General features: G+C 61.6%; 9 protein-coding genes and 3 pseudogenes. 4 read left to right on the forward strand and 8 right to left on the reverse strand.

The genetic code is table 11. The features are described from left to right. From FJV80_RS28830 to FJV80_RS28845, 5 genes and pseudogenes are all read right to left on the reverse strand, one after another. Positions 1–3,086, reverse strand: a 3,086-nt coding sequence (locus FJV80_RS28830; RefSeq protein ID WP_246689074.1) for a Ulp1 family isopeptidase, incomplete at its 3' end; no start/stop codon positions are given. An 833-nt stretch (positions 3,087–3,919) separates the two neighbouring features. After that, the gene (locus FJV80_RS28835; RefSeq protein ID WP_063169235.1) at positions 3,920–6,226 is read right to left on the reverse strand and encodes a S9 family peptidase; all 2,307 of its coding nucleotides are present in this window, start codon (positions 6,224–6,226) and stop codon (positions 3,920–3,922) included. Positions 6,227–6,893: 667 nt separating this feature from the next. Further along, positions 6,894–7,125 (reverse strand): annotated as a pseudogene (locus FJV80_RS35335) (IS5/IS1182 family transposase); the annotation flags it as partial. An 86-nt stretch (positions 7,126–7,211) separates the two neighbouring features. Continuing rightward, positions 7,212–8,256: pseudogene (gene fni, locus FJV80_RS28840) on the reverse strand (type 2 isopentenyl-diphosphate Delta-isomerase). Between the two features lie 88 nt (positions 8,257–8,344). Continuing rightward, a pseudogene (locus FJV80_RS28845) lies at positions 8,345–9,238 on the reverse strand (hypothetical protein); the annotation flags it as partial. 902 nt (positions 9,239–10,140) lie between these two features. On the opposite strand from FJV80_RS28845, the gene FJV80_RS28855 reads away from it, so the two are divergent. From FJV80_RS28855 to FJV80_RS28870, 4 genes are read left to right on the forward strand one after another with little or no spacing between them, the layout of a single operon-like run. Beyond that, positions 10,141–10,437 carry a DUF2604 domain-containing protein gene (locus FJV80_RS28855; protein ID WP_024505654.1) on the forward strand — a complete coding sequence of 99 codons (297 nt, stop codon included), beginning with the start codon at positions 10,141–10,143 and terminating at the stop codon, positions 10,435–10,437. Further along, complete coding sequence (locus FJV80_RS28860; RefSeq protein ID WP_024505653.1) at positions 10,430–11,047, forward strand: putative metal-binding protein; 618 nt, start codon at positions 10,430–10,432, stop codon at positions 11,045–11,047. The genes FJV80_RS28855 and FJV80_RS28860 overlap by 8 nt, the downstream gene beginning before the upstream one ends. After that, a complete protein-coding gene (locus FJV80_RS28865) occupies positions 11,044–11,532 on the forward strand; it encodes a Mov34/MPN/PAD-1 family protein (RefSeq protein ID WP_024505652.1) in 489 nt (162 codons plus the stop codon). The genes FJV80_RS28860 and FJV80_RS28865 overlap by 4 nt, the downstream gene beginning before the upstream one ends. Positions 11,533–11,535: 3 nt before the next feature. Further along, entirely contained in the window at positions 11,536–13,095 is a 1,560-nt protein-coding gene (locus FJV80_RS28870) for an E2 ligase fold family C protein (RefSeq protein ID WP_024505651.1), read from the forward strand. A 206-nt stretch (positions 13,096–13,301) separates the two neighbouring features. Here the strand turns inward: FJV80_RS28870 and FJV80_RS28875 are convergent, their stop codons facing one another. From FJV80_RS28875 to rlxS, 3 genes are all read right to left on the reverse strand, one after another. Further along, positions 13,302–15,770 carry a S8 family peptidase gene (locus FJV80_RS28875; protein ID WP_063169237.1) on the reverse strand — a complete coding sequence of 823 codons (2,469 nt, stop codon included), beginning with the start codon at positions 15,768–15,770 and terminating at the stop codon, positions 13,302–13,304. 17 nt (positions 15,771–15,787) lie between these two features. Further along, positions 15,788–16,774 (reverse strand): ATP-binding protein, encoded by a 987-nt coding sequence (locus FJV80_RS28880; RefSeq protein WP_024505649.1) that lies wholly within the window; start codon positions 16,772–16,774, stop codon positions 15,788–15,790. A gap of 355 nt (positions 16,775–17,129) precedes the next feature. Then, complete coding sequence (rlxS, locus tag FJV80_RS28885) at positions 17,130–19,100, reverse strand: relaxase/mobilization nuclease RlxS (RefSeq protein ID WP_063169238.1); 1,971 nt, start codon at positions 19,098–19,100, stop codon at positions 17,130–17,132. Between the last annotated feature and the right edge of the window lie 29 nt (positions 19,101–19,129).

The following is a 19,129-nucleotide window of genomic DNA, read 5'->3' on the forward strand; positions in this document are numbered from 1 at the left end:
TGTGGGGTCGAATTGATTTGTGCCCAAGTGGAGGCAGGCTCGTCTTCCAACAGTTGCCGCAGTTCCCCTGGCTCGAATGCCATCATCGGTGGGGAGGCGGGTTCATCCTCCAGCAGCTGCCGCGGCTCTTCCTCGTGCGGCAAGCGCCTCCTTAGCCGGTCTTGCAGCGCCTGCCGATCGGCAACGAGGTTGTCGAGGGGCAGCGGCTCGTGGTCTGGCCGCTGCCCTTTCACCAATCGTTCAACCAGCGCCCACGTGCCCTCCAGGACAAATACGCCGCAATCATAATGGTTCGTCTGTCTGGCCATGGGGGCTGGCGCCAAGGTGGCATTCAGCAGTCCTGCGAGCTGTTTTGCAGGCACGTCGTTATATCCCTCTCGCTGGAGGGAGTCGTAGTGATAGGCGAACCGCCTTTCCGGGTCGCGGCGATCAACGAGCAGCAGCGACCAATGGGTGCCGGGGCTAGTAGCCGTGCCATTATTCACTGGCAAGAACAGGAAGTCGGCTGTGGCGTTGTTTTGATTATAGATGGACTGCAATATGCCTCGAGCGTCTTGCGGCGACGTGTGTCGCAGTAGATGGGATACGGAAGGATCCACCAGCCGAGTCCGGGCAGCGAGCGCCGGATTGATCCCCTGCAGTTGCCCCTCCAGCAAATTGTAATCTCTCTGGATATGGGCGTCGCTCAGCCATTCGGCGGCGCCGAGCACCCGCCCCGTTGCAACGTTGGACGGGGCTGTCGGATCGAGCGCCCCGATCTGAGCCCCAGAGGAACTGGTAGTCAGTGTGGTCACATCAACCAGTGGAAGGCCGCGGTAGGTGCCTGGCAGCCTAGCGGTTGCTGGCGAGGCGGGTTGGGGAGCTCTTGCCGGTGCCGCTGGCCCAGCTTCAGCAGCGGCCCCAACGCGCCTGGTGACTGCGTCTGCCGGATGAGCAGAAAGGACAGTTTCGCGCCCGAGCACAATGCGCGGCAGGATATCCCGGAGGTGAGCCAATGCAGAACTGATACTTAGCCTATTACCATAGGAGACAGCCTTGAAGCTCTCAACATCTTTATCCAGCGATTTGTCGTGAATCCGAGCCGCAATCCCAAGCTTGTTATTTTGACGCAGGTACTGACTAAAATGTCTAAGAAAATTTGTATAGCCGCCCACGGTATCTGGATTCCGTCCGGTCGCAGGCGCTGCCAGGTACTCCTTGGTCGAAGCGGCTCTGTAATTTCTAATGAGCTCGGCATCGTCAGGATAGGGGATCACGACAGGGCGAGCCATAATCGGGGCTCCGCCTGTCGACTTCTTGAGGTAACGCAGTGCGCCAGCCACGGTGGAGGAACCACCCGTACTCTCGTACTCCTTGAGATCCTGATCCAGCGACGAATGGTAAAGCCGAGCAGCAAACCCTGGCTTGTTGTTTTGAAGGAGCCACCGACTAAAGCCGAAAAGAGAATTTACATTGTAAGTGACCGTGTTCGCTTTGGCCTTACCCGCGTGGAATGCTGCCCTCAGCCCTTCGATAGCGGTCGCATCGTTGGAATAGACAGGACGCTTGTCGGCACCGTCGGGGACTACAATTGGACGATCCGGCTGCACTGTCGAGGGCATCGACCCACCACCTCCGGGATGCGGTGCTGGGGTGGATTCGTGCTCATCCCTCTGCCTGACGAGCTGCGCCTCACATTCCGGTGTAGCCACCTCATGAGGATCCTGCATCGGTTCGATCCCCTCCATCTCCTGCTGCAACCAAGCCAAAGCTTGGCGAGCGGCCTGCGCGGCTTCATCAACCGCGGAGGATGTCTCCACACCTCTGGCGGACGCCGGCAGAGCCTGCTCCGCCCGCCGTCGAAAGAGCTCTGGCGAGGCGGATTTCTCCGCCCACAATCTGGGCTGCGTAGCGAGTCCCCGTCCAGATTTATGTGGCACCGCCTCGCTTGGCAGCGGGCTGCTCCTGTCCCGTGCAGCTACCAGCTCCTCCGGGGCGCCCTGGTCGCCGTGGCGCCAGTTCAAGTGAGGGACGGCCTCTCCAAAGTCGGGCGCTTGGTGTTGGTGCGCGGTTGGGGCGAGAGACAATGGTAGATCGGTGCCCTCCTTATAACCTACCGGCAGGAGCTCCTCTGGCCAATCGAATCCCTGCTGTGGTGCGGTATGCTGAGCAGCGTCGCCACGGGGACGAGCCTCCATGCTGACCGCGTTTTCCAGATGATTCCCGAGTATAACGCGCGGCGGGTTCTTGCGGAGATAAACCAGCGCAGATTCGATCGGAGCTCCACCATTAGAGGAGGCGGCCTTGTAGCTCTCAACATCTTTATCCAGCGATTTATCGTAAATGCGACCCGCAATTCCGAGCTTGTCATTTTGACGTAGGTAATGACTGAAATGGTTAAGAGCAGTTGCGTAGCCGCTCGCGGATCTGAAATGTCTGGTGAGCGCGGCGTCGTCAGGATGGGGGTTCAGGACAGCGCGACCCACAATCGGGCCGGCTCCGCCCATCGACTTCATCAATTGACGCAGTGCGCCAGCCACGGTGGAGGAACCACCCCTACTCTCGTACTCCTCGAGATCCTGGCTCAGCGACGGATGGTAAAGCCGAGCAGCAAGCCCTGGCTTGTTGTTTTGAAAGAGCCAACGACTAAAGCCGAAAAGAGAATTTGTGCTGCGAGTGACCGTGTCCGGCCTGGCTTTACCCGCAAGGAGTGCTGACTTCAGCCCTTCGATGGCGGTGGCATCGTTGGAATAAACAGGACGCTTGTCGGCACCGTCGGGGACCACAATTGGACGATCCGGCTGCACTGTCGAGGGCATCGACCCGTCGAGATGCGGTGCTGGGGTGTATTCGTGCTCGTCCCCCTGCATCACAAGTTGCGCCTCCCGTTCCGATGTACCCACCTGATCGGTGGGGAGTTGCATCATCACGCGAGCGCCTGAGTTGCCAACCTCACCTGGTTGCCGCTCAGTGACAGCATGCTGCAGATTGCTTTGGATCCTCTGCCTCTTCGTTGGTCTCAACTCACCTTTACCATGCGAGCCATTGACGAGGACCTCCTCGCCTAGCGCACCCATCAACTCGTCCGCCGCCTGCAGTTCGCCCAAGTGCTGCTCAAAACCGGCTTGGCCGGCCTGTCCGCTTGCTCGTGCGGTACGGCGTGCTGCACCTGCAGCCAAGCTGCCACGATGAATGTCTAGTTTGTACGGGTGCACGCTATCCTCACTTCCACAGATCACATGAGCAACCTACTCAGGCAAGCTTTCGAGAGGCTGACGAGGTCCGCCGCCGCGGAAGGCGAAGGCTGGTTTTCTGCTCAGCGGTTGACGGCCTCGCGTGTTGCGGCCGCGCCGGGTATCACGCCAATCAATCTGAATAGTCGATGCGTCAAACGAACCAGGATGGGATTTTCGTAGCGGGGCTGCTCTACTCACTCTTGTCCTGAGGGCAGAATTCAACCATATCGCCGAGCAACTGGATGCCGATTGGATACCCGATCCGGAAAGCTTCAGCTCATATGTGACGCGAGGATGAGAATCGTGGCAGCTCCAGACCGACGGGCTGCCACCCACAGCGGCGATGACCGACGAGGGTCTTCTATTGCCAAGGCAATCGTCCGTTCGGGGACCTATGTGTTCCAATGCTCGTCGAGCGGATCGGTGGGCCGCACCGCCGTAGCGTTACGGCGAGCGGAAGCGGCGTTGGGTGCGGCTTTTCCCCTGAACGCTTCACACCAGGCTGATAGGGGATCTTGCAATCGCACACACGCGGTCTGCAGGCGTGCCTATCAAGCAGTTTGCTCAGACCAACGTCGCGGCGAGCCGATCCTCAATACGCAGCGCAAGTCCTAGACTCCACGATCGTCCTTCGGTGCAGATTTGCTCGCGCCTCGCCCTGATTACAGCTGATAAGGCGAGCTAACAATTGCAAGAGCCACAAGCTATTCCAGCTCGATCGGTTTGGTGTTCCAGTCGGGCGGGGTCTGACCGAGAATGTTGCGAACGAAGAAGTCTAGGAGTTTGCGCTCGGTGTAGGTGCCTAGAGTATGGTGATTGGCACCAGGAACGTAGACCATGTCAAAATCTTTTCCTGCCTTGATGAGTCGATCGGCAAGCTGGAACGAGCAAAACGGATCGACATTATCATCCATTTCGCCGACCGCGATCATCAGCTTGCCCTGCAGCCTGTGAGCATTGTCAACGGCGGAGGATTGCGAATATTCAATGCCGACCGGCCACCCCATCCAAAGTTCGTTCCACCAGGTCTTGTCTATCCTGTTGTCGAAGCAGCCGTTTTTGGCGACGGCGACCTTGTAGAAATCGGGGTGAAAGAGCAGCGCGCTGACTGCACTCTGGCCGCCGGCGGATGCGCCAAAAATGCCGACGTTGGATATGTCGTACCATGGATATTGCGCGGCCGCCGCCTTGTGCCACAGAATGCGATCGGGAAATCCTGCGTCCTTCAGATTCTTCCAAGCAACATCATGGAAGGCGCGGGAGCGGTTGTTGGTGCCCATGCCGTCGATCTGAGCAACGACGAAGCCCAGCTGCGTGAGCGGCTCTGTCCACCGCGAGAAGGATTTTGGGACGAAGGAGCCGTGGGGTCCAGCATAGATATTCTCCACAACCGGGTATTTCTTCGTCGGGTCGAAGTTGGCTGGCAGGTGGAGCACGCCCCAGATGTCAGTTTTGCCGTCGCGCCCCTTGGAATGGAAACTGAGCGGCGGCTGCCAGCCTGCGGCGACGAGCTCAGAAATGTCGGCCGTCTCGATCTGCTGGAGCTTGGCATTGTCGCTGGCGCGGTAGAGTGCCATGCGCGGGGGCAGATCGATGCGTGACCAGAGATCGACATAATAGCGCCTGTCAGGCGAGAACTCGATATGGTGGTTGGCCGGTTCGGGCGTCAGTGCAGTCAGTCCCTTGCCGTCAAAGCCGATGCGGTAAGCATGGACCCAATAGGGGTCCTCCTGCGAGTTCATCCCGCTCGCCTCGAACCAGATCTGACGCTTGACCGGATCGACATGGTTGACCCTCCGGACGACCCACTCACCTCGCGTGATCTGGTTTTCGAGCGCGCCTGTCCGGCCGTTGAAAAGATACAAATGCTCATACCCGTCGCGCTCTGATGCCCAGATGATCTCCTTCCCGTCATCGACATCGTAACGGAAGATTTTTCCGGCATCCTCCTGGCCATGCCCCAGCGGCAAATAATCAACGAATGTCTCGCTGGTCTCATCGATCAGGGAGCGCCCGCGGCCCGAGGCGGCGTCTACCTCGACCAGGCGATAAAGCTGATGCCCGCGCTGGTTATATTCGAAAGTGAAGCCGCGGCTGTCCGCCCACCACCGGAGAGGGGAAAGTTCGAAGACGTTCGAGAAGAGGGCACCGTCAATCACGATCTGGCGCCGGCCGGCAATGTCGAACAGGACTGGCTGGGGCAGCGGAAGGACATCGCCCGGCCTGGGATAGAATTTTGTTGAATATTCCCGCTCCAACTGGTCCGTCGAAGAATTGAGGTAGCGGACCTCTCGCCTATAGCCGGGGCGAACAAGGTAAGCGGCGAGGTGGCGCGAGTCCGGCGACCAGCTCAGCGTCGAAAAGACGTAGCAATTGCCTTCGGCTCCGTCCCGGCTCAGAGGAACATCCTGCAATCCGTCCTCGCTGCGCAGGAAAACGTTGCAGTTCTTGATATAGGCGATCCATTTGCCGTCGGGCGACGCGTTGCTCTTGTCGGGGTTGTTCTCCGCTGGCGGCGTGTAGCGGTGGCTGAGCTCCCTACGGTCCCCTTTCCTTGCATCGAATGTGGTGCTGGTACAGTCATAGCTTGCAAGGTCGCAGCTCCACCGGGTGTCTTCAATCTGGAAGTCGAGCCTGCGACCATCCTCACTCAGTTCGAAACGGTCGAACGGAAGATTGCCGGCTTGATAGCTCTCATGGCTCACCTTGTTTAGCGCTGCCGCCAGACGCGCCTGATCGAAAGCGGGCCGCTTGAAACCCGTGGCAGCATCGACCTGCATGAACTGCTGCTCGCCGTGGCTAGTCCGGCGGTAGACGAAGGCTTCACCCCCGGTCAGCCAGAAAGGCATTTTGGGGACATTGACAGTGAGCCCGCCATATCGATCGTTGATCGTAAGTGCGCGCTTGAAATCGGCCGGCGCTAGCGTCGGGTGTAAACTTTTCGAACCCTTGGCCAGCGTCTGAGTTGCCGATCGCCATGCGGCGCGCGTCAAAGCGCCGATCCTGGACATACCTGTTCACTTCTTTCGGTTTTCGGAATGCTAATTTTGAAGTTGGGTTCTCGTCGCCGGTCTGCAGCAGCGCCGAAGCGTCGCCTTGGAGGAGAGCCAGCACGCGGGTGCAGCCAGGCACGCGCAACAGGGGCGCTCCTTGGACATCCAGGCACTGGTTCGGGTGCCGATTGAAGAGTTGGCGTCCGCCGCCGAAACAACCAGGAAAGAGCGTCCATGCAGCCCTGACGCGACTATTTCCCCGCGAGTATGGCCGCTTGCTTTTCTGCATCATCTGAAAGGTCCTGCTCTAGTCGGGCCGGATGTCACCCCGGCAGAAATCATTGTGCTATTTCGACAATCTCCGAGCGATTGCCGCCGGCCCATGACGAGGTTTACCGATAGGGCGCAATATGCGTGCCAAAGGAAAAGCGGTTTAAATACACGGCAATCCGCCTATGTCGCATCCCCAACATCGTCGCACACCGGACAATGCCGGACGAAATTGTCCCGGGGCGTCAAATTGGTTTGATGGTGACCCAAGGAGTTCTGGCTTTATCTGAGGCGTTCGGCCTTTTTCGAAAGCCGGACTCTTCGCGCGTTTCCGACGGCCCGAAGCGCCTGATCAAAGCTGACGGCATTCCCGGGTCTTGGCCTTGCCACAGCAGCACCTGCTGCATCAATTCCGACGGACGCTGTAGAACACCTGCAACACACGGCCCGCAGCAATTTCTCCGGCGCAACGCTGGGGCGACCGCCTTTGGCACTGCAGGCGTACATGCCGGAAAGGATGCCGTCTAGCCGCACCAGCGCTCCATTGATCATCAGCCGGTGCGGGCACCAGGATGACCGGCTGGAACGAAATCTTCCAACCGCTTCATCGTGAACAGCTGCTCCATGAACACATCGCTCCCGTCAATCGAGCCGTCTCGCCAGGGGGATCAATAGTCTGTCTTTGGCGTAGGTATTTCAGCAGCCTGCTGTTAGCGTGCGGACGACGCCGACATCAACCGGCGGACAAATGCGACGAGGGCAACAAGCGCGCCTGACGCAACGCCGCCAGATCAGCCGAGCCCGTGCAGAAGCAGGCGACGGCCAACTGGCGGATGACGATCTCGAAATGCGCGACAACGGCCCCGGTGGACACTGTCGCCGCGCCCAGCACGCTGGCCGCCTGCCCGGCGATGTCCGCGCCCAGGCGGATGGCCTTGGCCACGTCGACGCCATCGCGGATCCCGCCCGACGCGATCAGCTTCACCGTTGGCAGCGCCCGACGCACCGCCTGCACGCTGGTCAGGGTGGAATCCCCCAATCGGCGAATGACATCGCCACTGCACGGTCGGCGGCATTGCGGGCGCGCTCGCCCTCCACTGCGGCCCAACTGGTGCCGCCGGCGCCGGCGACATCGATTACCGCCACGCCCGCCTCGACGAGCGCACAGGCACCGAGGCGGACAGGCCCGCCCCCACTTCCTTGGCCACCATCGGCACGCCCACGATGCGCGCGGCGCCAGCGATCAGCGCCAGGACGCCGCGCCAGTTCGCGGTCGCCCTCCGGCTGTACCGCTTCCTGCAGCGGATTGAGATGGACGATGAGCCCATCGGCCTCCAGCGCGTCCACCGCGCGACGCGCCAGGTCCAGGCCGTCGGCCTCCCGCAGTTGCGCGGCGCCGATATTGGCCAGCAAGGGAATGTCTGGCGCCAGGCGGCGCAGCGCGCGCGTTAGCCCCTGGGAGTTGCGGGATTGCAGGCTCACACGCTGCGAACCGCACATGGCGATCCCCAAGGCTTGCGCTGCCTCGCTCAAATGCCGGTTGATGGCCTCGGCCCGTGGCATGCCGCCGGCCATAGAGCTGATCAGCAGCGGCGCGCGCATAGCCTTGCCCAGCAGCGAGGCGCGCAGGTCGATCTGCGTCAGGTCCAACTCGGGCAGTGCGCAGTGTTCGAGATGGATGTACTCCCAGCCAGCGGCCACCGTGGCCGGCGCCGTTCGCCGATCCAGCACGATGTCCAGATGTTCGTCCTTCCCCGGCTCAGGGCGGTGTCGCTCATGCTCGCTCCATCCGTAGCAGCGGGCGACGGCGTTGCGTCGGATCGAACCGACGGCAGCGCGCCCAAGCCGCCGCCTCCGGCGCGTCCAGGCCGACGCACGCTGGCCTCCCCCTGCAGCGTCGCTGCGATAGCGGCTGGTCGAAGTCTGGTAGTACTGCGCGCGGATCGCCGCCATCGCCTCGATCAACGGTCCCCACGGCGCGGGAAAGCATTCTTCCGCCATCACCCGGTGCAGCATGCGCGTATGGCCGGCCAACTCGTCGTTGAGGAACTCAACCACAGGCATAGCCGGATAGCGCTGCAGAAGCAGGATCGCCGCGTTATCGCCGGCCGACCTGTCCTTGTCGCGTCCATGCAGATCGTTCTGCAGGCGCCCTATCACTGAGATGAGCCGCAGGACCTGGCGAAACGCTGGACGCGCGCGCAAGGTCGCCATGTCCAGCCCCCACAGCAGCGACAGGCAACAGAACACGGTCCCGTAAGCGATCGAATCGATGCCGTTGTGCAGGTACTCGGCGTAAGACCAGCGTCGCGCCCCTGCCGCCTGCGCGTGTCCGGCGCGCAGCGCCGCGCAGTAGCACCGGGTATAGTCGAGAAGCCGAGCATAGTCGTGACGATCGTAAGCGAGCGCAGCCAGCGAAGCGCGCAGCTGAGCGCAGCCCTCGAATCCGGAGAGCACGCACGGTACGCCGTGCCCCAGCGCCTGCTCCAGGGCGGCGAGCTGCTCCGGCGCGATCAGGCCAACGTCGTTGCAATCGTCTAGCCAGAACAGCAGCGCCAGTTCGCGATAGAACGCCACGATCAGCGTTTCGTCCTGCGGATCGCGGCCGGTGCGGGCGCTGGTGTCGCGCAGGCTCGGGTGAATGCGTTGCAGGATATACTGGCCGCCCCTTACCGCTTCCTCAGCATGCTCATCCGCGAAACCGGTCAGGGCACGCCCCCACTCAAGCACCTGCTGCAGCGCGCGTTCGGTCTGGATCATGGCGCCGCCCCTGCTCCCTCGGCTACGACGCGCCGCCCACAACGAAGCGCCAGCCACAACCCGGCGAGACCGCATCTCCGCGCCATAACGGCGATCGCGAAGTTATCGATCCGATTGCCAGTTGCTGATGCAAGCTCTTGTGAACGGCCGTTAGGACCGGCCCGCAGCCTCGCCGGCAGTATCGAGCAATCCGCTTGCGCCGGCTCGCCATAGCAGGCGAGGACGGCAAGGTCGCCGGCGGCAAACGCACGCGAGCACATTGCAAGCGACATCCGCGAACGCGGCGCCGACTGGTCAGCCTCCGCCTCGGTGCCCGCATATGTCCGCGAGTCGAGCAGCGCCTTCGCCACGAAATGAGCAGAACGCCTTACGAGCATCGACCGCCGGCTGCTGCGCATGCGCGATGATGAGGCATGGTCTCGCAGCGGACCCGTTCCGACAGATGCTGCACCAGGGACGAGGCGACCTTATCCAACAAGGCACCACTTGCGCTGTTTGTGGAGACGAGCGTCGGCTGCATCCATGCGGCTGCTTGAGTGGTGAAGACTCTGAACGACGGTTCCTACGGCGCTGCCGGCGCAATCGGCTGCTTGGGGGACGCGTGACGCAGTCAAAGCTCCCCTTGCCAAGCACGGAGCAGGCGAGTGAGAGAGCAGATGAATAGGCGTGTCGCCAATATTTTTGCATTGCTCTAATCGATTATAGTTGTGAGGAGCAATTTGAGACCATTTACTTGCGGCTCAAGTCACCCATAAAAGAAGGCAAGCACCGATTCGGTAGCTTATCCCCTGTCTTTCGCGTACTCGCGGCCGTGGCGCCGGGTGAACGATTGAAGACCGCCGGTCTCACTCGCAGGTGGGCGCCAGGGCGTGGGGCGGTTGGCAAGCCACAGGAGTAGGACAATGTCGAAGGATTCGGGTAAGGGCGATAATCACGGCGGCGGACCGGGCAAGATCGAGATCACGGTGGTGGTGAACGGCCAGCCCACGCAGGTCGAAGCCAATCCCAACCAGCCGCTTCACGTCATTCGTACCAAAGCCCTTGAGAACACGCAGAATGTCGCCCAACCAGCCGAGAATTGGGAATTCAAGGATGAGGCCGGCAACTTGCTCGATGTCGACAAGAAGCTTGGCGACTTCGGTTTCCCGAATACTGTGACCCTGTTCCTCAGCCTGAAGGCGGGCGTCGCAGGTGCCTAAACACCAAAGTGTGGATCCGGAGGTCTCCCGAGCGAAGTTTGATCGGGAGATCGGCCGGTTCCGGCCATATGCTGATGTCTATCGGGCTCAGGGCTGCTTCTTGATCGAGGCGACCTTTCCGCGCGCTTTCTTCATTTTCGCCAGCCCCAAGTTAAAGCCACGGGTGGTCAGCGCAGCGAGCGAGGTCGACTTCACCGACTACGACTTAAGACCACCGTCCGTGGTCTTCGTCGATCCGTTTACGCGTCATCCGATTGCCCGGAAAGATCTATACCTGAAAATGCTTAGACGTCCGCCGCTGCCCGGAACGCCGCCGGAGATGATAGGAGCTCTCATCCAGCAGAACGCCGTGCCGCTGACGGACTTCATCCAGGCCAACAGTCCCGAGGACGAACCATTCCTGTGCATGGCGGGCGTCCGGGAATACCACGACAATCCAGCCCATTCAGGTGATCCATGGCTGCTTCATCGGGGTTCTGGCGAAGGCTGTTTGGCCTTCATCCTGGACAAGATCATCAAGTACGGAATCGTTCCTATAGAGCAGTTGCAGATTCAACTCCAACCGACAATCGTAGGAATGGTGGTATCCCCTCAGGCGATACAAGAATGACTGGTTTGAGAGATGTAACGATCGTGACTCTCCCGCGCGGCTGCATCTCGACCACGCATGGGCATCTGCGCTCAGTTGGTCGCGAGGGCAATGAGGGGATGGCGCTCTGGGTCGGCGTTCAGCAAGAGCGGCACTTTGCCGTAACAGAGACGGTTATCCCGGCGCAGCGTCACATTCGGACAAACGATGGCGTTTGCGTGATCGTTGCGGCCGAAGAACTGCACCGGCTCAATGTCTGGCTCTACAAAAGCGGCCTGAAACTCTTGGCCCAGATTCACAGCCATCCGGGCCGCGCCTACCATTCGACGACGGACGACGCTTATGCGGTTGCTACCACGGTTGGGTGTCTGTCGCTGGTAGTGCCGAATTTCGCCCGCGAGCCTTTCGATTTTGCTCGGGTCGCCGCCTATCGGCTTGACGAAAAGGCCAAATGGAATGCGCTCCCTCCCGCGGCACTGTCGCGAATGATCATGATATCGAGTTGAACAATGGCATTCGCTAACTTCATCGATCGCGCCGCCACGGCGGCATCTCAGGTCCTGGCCGATTTTCATCTGGGAGACTTCAAAGCAGCTCTTGAAAAGCAGGTCGTGGCAGTCGCCTTCGACCATCAGGCCGCTTCCTGCGCCGAAGGCCAGGCGACACTAGATCTTGCGGTGAGATTGCTCGCTAGGCTCTACCCGGTTCTGGCGATACTCCCGCTGGACAGCGCGGCGAGCTCTCAAGCCCAAGCGCTGGAGCGCTTGGCAAAGTCGATCAATCCAAAAGTCGGCATCCGGCGTTCCGGCAAGTCTGCCACCGTCTGCGTCGTTGCAGGGGTAACGCGCCCATCACTCCGGTGCCCGATCTTTTTCGTGGGATCGGACGGTTGGGCGGCAAAGCTGTCGCGTACGGACCCGGTGGGCTCTGGCCCAAGTCTGCTGCCTTATGGAGCTGGCGCCGCCAGTTGCTTCGGCGCCGCCAACGTCTTTCGAACTATCTTCGCTGCCCAGTTGACCGGCGCCGAGTTGGACGAAACCATCGACCTCTCGCTATGCAGCTACGACAAGACCAAAGCCGGAGAGCCTGGCCCGATCGACTTCCCAGTCGACCTTGGCGAAACCCACCTCGTTGGGCTCGGTGCGATAGGCCATGGCTCGCTTTGGGCGCTAGCGAGACAACCCGATCTCAAAGGTCGTCTGCATGTAATCGATCACGAAGCGATCGAACTCTCAAACCTGCAGCGCTACGCATTGGCTGGCCAGGCGGAGATTGGTATGTCCAAAGCGGTTCTTGCAGCCACCGCCCTTAGATCGACTGCCCTTGAGGTCGAGGCGCACCCTCTGACGTGGGCAGAATATGTTGCGCGCCGGGGCAATTGGGTCTTCGACCAAGTGGGTGTGGCGCTTGACACCGCCGCCGACCGTCTGGCTGTCCAAGGTGCACTGCCGCGATGGATCGCAAACGCTTGGACGCAGGAGCACGATCTCGGTATCTCCCGGCATGGTTTCGATGACGGCCAGGCTTGCCTTTGTTGCATGTACCTGCCATCCGGAAAATCCAAGGACGAGCACCAGCTGATTGCCGAGGAACTCGGAATACCGGAAGCACACGAGCAGGTGAAAACGCTCCTGCAGACCAATGCCGGAGTTCCCAACGACTTTGTAGTTCGCGTGGCTACAGCGATGGCTGTGCCGTTTGAACCGCTAGCCCCGTTTGTCGGCCAGCCCCTGCGCTCCTTTTATCAGCAGGCTATCTGCGGCGGTCTGGTGTTCCAGCTTAGCGAAGGAAGTCGCCGCGTTCGAACTGTGGTTCCGATGGCCTTTCAGTCGGTGCTTGCCGGGATTATGCTTGCCGCGGATTTGGTCAAACATAGTGCGGGGTTTCCCATGAGCCCGACGACGAGCACTCGGGTGAATCTTCTGCGCCCCCTTGGCTCTCACTTGCACGATCCGAAGGCCAAGGACTCCAGCGGCCGCTGCATCTGTAGCGACGACGATTTCATTGCCGCTTACAGGCGCAAATACGGCGAGCGCGTTGATCAGGTAAGCGATGTCTCGGCCGCCTAAACAGACGCGCACCTCTCCGTAGACGCAGGGGGCGCGGCTTGTGGGCGTGACCATGGGCGCCATTATCACACGCTTGGCCCGCTCCTTTGCCGGCCTATCGTCCTCCGCGCATGATCCCTGTTGCCGACGTGATGATCCAGCACCAGCCGCCATGGCACCAGAGGCTGGTCAAACCTCCGTTGTTGGCCGATTTGGACAGTGCTGCATCAGGTCTCGACCGACGTCTCGACAGTCAGGGCTGCTTCGACGGGTGTGAAGATGTCAACATCGACCCCAGGCGCCCGCATCGTCACAATCAGGGCGTACCGAGCCAGAGCGTCGACGCGTTCCAGGTAAGGCTTCTCCTTCCACCAGCCCCCGACCGGGAACACGCCGATCGCATCACGCTCGGCGAGATCGGCGGCGCTGCCCGACCAGAAATCGGCGTGCAACGAGCCGCGATCGCGGAAGGTGCCGAGCAGCCACTCTTCTCCGCCTCCAGCAGGCGCCCCTTCCTCCTCGTCCCGAGCGGCCTGATTGATGCGGGCTCGGAATTCGTCGACTGTCTCGGTCGCTGACTTTACTCTGAACCGAAGACCATGGGACGCGTAACGATGCCGGCGGGTCCATCCGCGTTCACCGGGGTTGGGTTCGATGAAATAGGACAGCGTGACGCGGAGCTCGACCTGGGCAGCGCCGAGCGCCGCGAGCTGCTCCTTCGGCCAAGGCAGGCGATGCAGCTTCATGTCACGCGTTTTGGCAGCCGCGCCGCCCTCGCGCTGGAAAGGCTGAAGCTCATCTTCAACGATAAGCGTGAGGTCGTTCACCGTTGACAGAAGCGCGCGCCCAAGATCTGGCACGCCGTAACCATAGCGCCGCACGAGCGCCTGGATCTCGCCCTTCGCTCCGTTGCACGCATCGATGCGTGCGCGCATCGCCGGAGTCCATTCGGCCGAGTGGACGATCAGGGCGCGAACCGTTTCAGGCCACAGCTCGGGGCGCGCTGATAGAATTAGTCCCGCCATCCGTGCGGCATGGGCCGTTGCCGCGCTCGTATCTCCGAGGGTGGTGAAGTGGCGCAGTTCGGGTCGATAGAAAGTGGTCAATATCTGCAGATCGTCGATCGGCTCGCCAGGCAACACACCGTCATGGGCGAGATTGCCGCCTTCGAAGACGACCTCGGGCTTCACCGGCCACTGCCTGTCCCAAACGACCGAAGTGCGACTGCGCGGCGAGAGCTCGCCGACCGGCGCGATCGGAGCGTAGCCCGCAAAGTCGGTGTCAATGATATCGACCTTTTCTGTGAAAGCGCCGACCGTCAGCGCATTCCAGGCCTGAGAAGGATCATCGACTGCTTCCAGATCGTTGCGCGTCAAATGCTCGGCCGGCATGAGGTCATCGCCGATGTTGCCGGCAGAGAGAACGATCAAGCGTCGCTGCTCCTCTTCGAAACAGAGTTGGTCGATAGCGGCAGACCACGATGTGGGCCTTCCACGCGCCGGACTGGCGCTTGTCACAGCCATTGCGATCGCGCGGCGGCGCTCCGGCGCCTGCACCTCGGCGCGGGCGATCGCTTCCGCGGTGATCGAGCCATAGAGTTCTGGATCGTTTGCCTCGTCTTCTGGCGGAAGGATACGGACACTCTCCAGCCGAAAGGGCAATGGAACTGGATCGCCTCCGACCAGGAGCGGGACCAGATCACCGTACAGGCCGACACCTGCCATTCGCGTCCCGTGGCCGCTCCACGCAGGTGTGTCGTCGCTGCCCCATGCCGGTTTGACGGTGTGCCAGTCTTCAACGGCAAGTGCGGGTTCGATCAACGGGTGGGTGCGACGTACGCCGCTGTCGAGAATGCAGACCGCAATATCGGATTGAGGCGGTCTGACGCGCCCGAGAAGCTCGTCGCTCCAGTCCCTTTGCTCCGCGCCGCCAAGGCCCATGAAGAAGGACGGCGTATCCTTCGCGCGCCGCAGCTCGGCGACGACATCGCTGTGCGCAATCATGCGGTCGAGCATTGCCGTGCTGGCGAGTGCCAGCATGACCACCCGCTCCGGAAACCTGACCGCATGCGTGCGCAAAGTGATGTTCAGGGCTTCGGCAATGTGCTCGAAGTTCTCGCGGCGACCGTCGCGCAGCCAGACTTCCCACCACACCTGCTCGTCAGCGGCCTGGGGGAAGAGGTCGTCGTGGTCGGTAAACAACGATCGTGCAGTCGCCAGCCTGACTGTCTCCATGCGGGAGACGAGCGGCTCGTTGCGCGGTCTGCCGCGGTCAGTGTCAACGTCTCGATACGCCTCGACTTTCCGCAAATAATAGGCTTGCGCGCTTTGCGGCAGGAACACCGACGCTGTGATGGGAGCACCGGGTTGAGTTGGCTCATGGACGGCGACCAGCTCCATGTGCTGGCGACGATCGGCCAACTGGTCGAGGGCCGCCCGTCCGGACATGGGCAGATCGATCTCGAGGTAAAAGCCAGGCGTGCCGACCGACAGCTGGGGGTCACGCGCCGCAATCTGCTGGCGTGCACTTTCGACCGCTTGTTCGATGGATTGCGTCAAGGCCGCAGCATGCGACGCCCGATCACGCGCCGGCAGCGGCGGTGCATGTATAAGTTGGTTGGGCCGCCGATAGGCTTCCCGAATGCCGTTGTTGCGAAGGTGGATATGGGCGCGGTCGCGCGGAAAATCGTCTGCCATTATGATCTGTGCTGTCGCTACTCAGACAGCGAAGCCTGCCGGCGTTCCTTCAGAGCGTCGATGAGCGCTTCCGAGGTGATCCGCTTCCCCCCCCGCAATATGATGGTTTTTGCAGCGTCGTCGGCCGCGCGGGTGATCTCGGCCTGCGACAGTCTCTCTGCCTGAGAGATCGCCTCGTTCCAGGCAAGCCCTCTGGTGTCGAAGCGGTCGAGTCGAGCCCGAAGCAGCGCCTCGATAATCGGCCGATCGGGCACGGCGTATTCGATGACATCGTCGAAACGGCGGAACAAAGCTCTGTCGAGCAGCTCGGGATGATTTGTTGCCGCAATAATCAGGCTGTGGCTGTCGTCTTGCTCGAGAAACTGCAGAAACGAATTCAGCACGCGCCGAATCTCGCCAACATCCTGGCGTTCGCCTCGACGCGCGCCGATGGCATCGAATTCGTCAAAGAAGTAGACGCCCCGCGTCGCCTGCATTGCATCAAAAACAAGCCGCAGCTTTCCGGCAGTCTCTCCCATGAACTTGGTGATCAAACCATCGAGGACGATCATGAAAAGGGGCAGATGAAGCTCCCCGGCCAATGCCGATGCGGTCATCGTCTTGCCTGATCCTGGCGGGCCGACCAGAAGCAGTTTGCGACGGGGAACAAGCCCGTGCTCGCGCAAGCTTGCTTGTTGGCGCTGCTCTCCCAGCACGCGGTGCAGGCGCGAGCGCAGACTGTCCGGCAAAATCATGTCCGTCAGTCGCAGGTCCGGATAGCGCACATGCAGGAGGCCTGCGAGTTCGCCCTTTGGCTGAAAAAGGGGAACCGGCCGACTGCTCTTGGCAATCCGGGCGTCCCTGCTCTTGGCTGCGTCGACCAGATCCTTGAGCTCCTGAGCAAGCTTGCCATGGCCTTGACGTGCCTCATGCGCAGCAAGCTGCATCGCGATAGAGAGGAAACGATCCTCGTCGCCGGCAATGTGGCTTTTAAGCAGCGTCACGATATGGCGGGCCGTGGTCATGGCTCTCTTCTGGGGTATCCGTTTACTTGGCGAAGCGCATGCAACCTAAACGCTTTCAACGGCGATTTGTAACGCGCAATGGTGTTTTTTCTCTTGTCGATGTTCGCCCGTGGCAACTTCAGCGGTGAACTGTTGCGCCGCGGTCATAGGCCAGCCGGAATAACGCCGGCCAGCAGACAACAGTCCGCATCTTCGAGCGCTCGAAGTCTGGCCACTCACGCAGCGTGTCGGGTCCGAACGCTCCAAAGCCGCCCCGCCTGGCAGGTCCATGCGACCGATTGCGGGCGTGCGGCCATAAGGTCTACGCGGGCTCGCATGGCTGCCCGCGCCGCTGGCTAAAAAGCTGTACACCATCTCACGAAACACCAGGTCCGCTCCTTTGCCGGCCGACGGTCCATGAAATCCCCTCCCCACTCACGACACCGGAGACCTCCTTGCCCACATGGCGCTCAAGCACCGGCCGCCATGGCACCAGCGTGAACTCGCGCGACTTTTCAACGACGGCATATTTTCCGCTGGCAAGCTCGACGGAGCGGCGGAGCGTACCCTCTACTCGTCCTCCGAATCGCGCTTCGGCATAGGGCAGGCCAAGTTCCTCCGACAGTTGGCCAGCAACACGGTTCAGTTCTCGCTGGCGCAGGATCGAAAGCATGTTGGCTCGATAGACGATCCCATCCTGTTCTTTATGCGCGAGGCCTTGCGCGATCAGCCACTGCCGCCGGCGAGCTTGCGCCTCTCTCACGTCGCGGCCGAAGCCGGATCCGTGCAAAGGCTCGGGTCTATCGGCAACCAGCTCCCGGTCGAGCCAGGTGGCGCCGTTGAAGCTGACCTGTCGCTCCAGCGCCATTGAGGAGAGCTTGTCGGCAACGACAGGCTCGGCCCTGGCCCGCTGGCCCTCATAATTCGCGACGCGATCGAGATGGTCCGGCGCGATGAGCCAGGTGCCGTTCGGCTCTCGCTCAACGCCGCCGGTCGCGCGGCGGATCGCCTCCAGCCGCCGCACATGCGTTCGCGCAAAGCTCTCGGTGGCGGATGGGTCATGCTTCAGGTGCATATCGACGTCGTAACGGCCGCCATGCGCGGCGGCGATTTCGGCGATGGTACGATCGACCTGCCTCGGCTCGGTGTTCCTTGGCGCGACACGCACGATGCAGCCATTAGGCATCGTTTCCATCGCCTCGCCTCTACCGATGTTGATCCAATGGCTCTTACCGTCGACGGCGTCGACGATCATGTAATGGCGGTCATTGATCTCGTCGGCCAGTCCACGCGCGACAACGCGACCGACGAGAGACTGGACGGGCTCGCCGGATCGATCGTGGATCACCCAGTCGGCGGCCCTGCGGGCAAGCCCCTTGCCGGTCAGTTCGCGGTGCATGGTCTTGATGATGTCGCCGCGTTCGCCGGTGCGGCGCAGCGTGGCTTCGAGCTCATCGTCGAGGCGCCAGGAGCCAGCGCCGACCTCCGCGGCCAGACCCATCCGCTCGAGCTTGCGCAGCCGTCCCTGGTGCAGCGTCTGGCGAATGGCGTCGGGACCGCCCGGCGAGACCAGGCCGTCATCATCACGCATGCTGAGCAGCCGACGGTCGATGCTGGTGAAGCGTTCCTGCTCCATTTCCCGGCGCAGGCGAAGCTCAATCTCGCGGTCGGTTCGCGGACCGAGATCGAGGCTGACCAGCTCGGCCGCCCGCTCGCGGATGCCAGATGAGATATATTCGCGCGCGATGACCAGGTTCTCGCCACGGTCGTCCCTGCCACGGACGATGATGTGGCTGTGCGGGTGGCCGGTGTTGAAATGATCGACCGCGACCCAGTCGAGCTTCGTGCCGAGGTCTTCCTGCATCTGCGCCATGAGCCGCCGCGTCAGCGCCTTGAGGTCGTCGTACTCGATGCCGTCTTCGGCAGCGACGATGAAGCGGAACTGATGGCGGTCGCCGTCCGCGCGATCGATGAACGCCTTGCCGTCGACGCGGCCGCTGTCGGCGCCGTAGAGCTCGCCAGGTTCACCTTCGCGGGTGACCCCGTCGCGCTGAAGATAGCGTAGATGGGCACGCGCCCCGTCCGCGCCCTTGCCGGCGAGCTTGACGACCCGCGCCTTGACGATCACCCGGCGCTGGCGGAAGGCGGCATACCGGTCGCGCGATTTCAGCAGTGCGGCGGCCGCCCCGCCGCGCCCTGTCCGGCTTCCTGTGAAGCGACCACCGCGTTGCGGCCGGCCGCCAGCCCGGTTGATCGCCGCACGAACCTGGCCGGCATAGCGTTTGCCGGCCTTCGAGCCGCGCGACCCGATTTTGCCGAGCTTCGGCCTGAACTCGTCATCCTTAATGCGAGCCTCCCAGACATATCAAGCAAAAT

The sequence above is a fragment of the Mesorhizobium sp. WSM4310 genome, assembly GCF_007003935.1.
Lineage (GTDB): Bacteria > Pseudomonadota > Alphaproteobacteria > Rhizobiales > Rhizobiaceae > Mesorhizobium.

Excerpts from the sequence above, each read along its gene's own strand:
- FJV80_RS28835 (WP_063169235.1), bottom strand. The coding sequence starts at position 6,226 with ATGTCCAGGATCGGCGCTTTGACGCGCGCCGCATGGCGATCGGCAACT.
- FJV80_RS28870 (WP_024505651.1), top strand. The coding sequence starts at position 11,536 with ATGGCATTCGCTAACTTCATCGATCGCGCCGCCACGGCGGCATCTCAG.
- FJV80_RS28880 (WP_024505649.1), bottom strand. The coding sequence starts at position 16,774 with ATGACCACGGCCCGCCATATCGTGACGCTGCTTAAAAGCCACATTGCC.
- FJV80_RS28875 (WP_063169237.1), bottom strand. The coding sequence starts at position 15,770 with ATGGCAGACGATTTTCCGCGCGACCGCGCCCATATCCACCTTCGCAAC.
- FJV80_RS28855 (WP_024505654.1), top strand. The coding sequence starts at position 10,141 with ATGTCGAAGGATTCGGGTAAGGGCGATAATCACGGCGGCGGACCGGGC.
- FJV80_RS28865 (WP_024505652.1), top strand. The coding sequence starts at position 11,044 with ATGACTGGTTTGAGAGATGTAACGATCGTGACTCTCCCGCGCGGCTGC.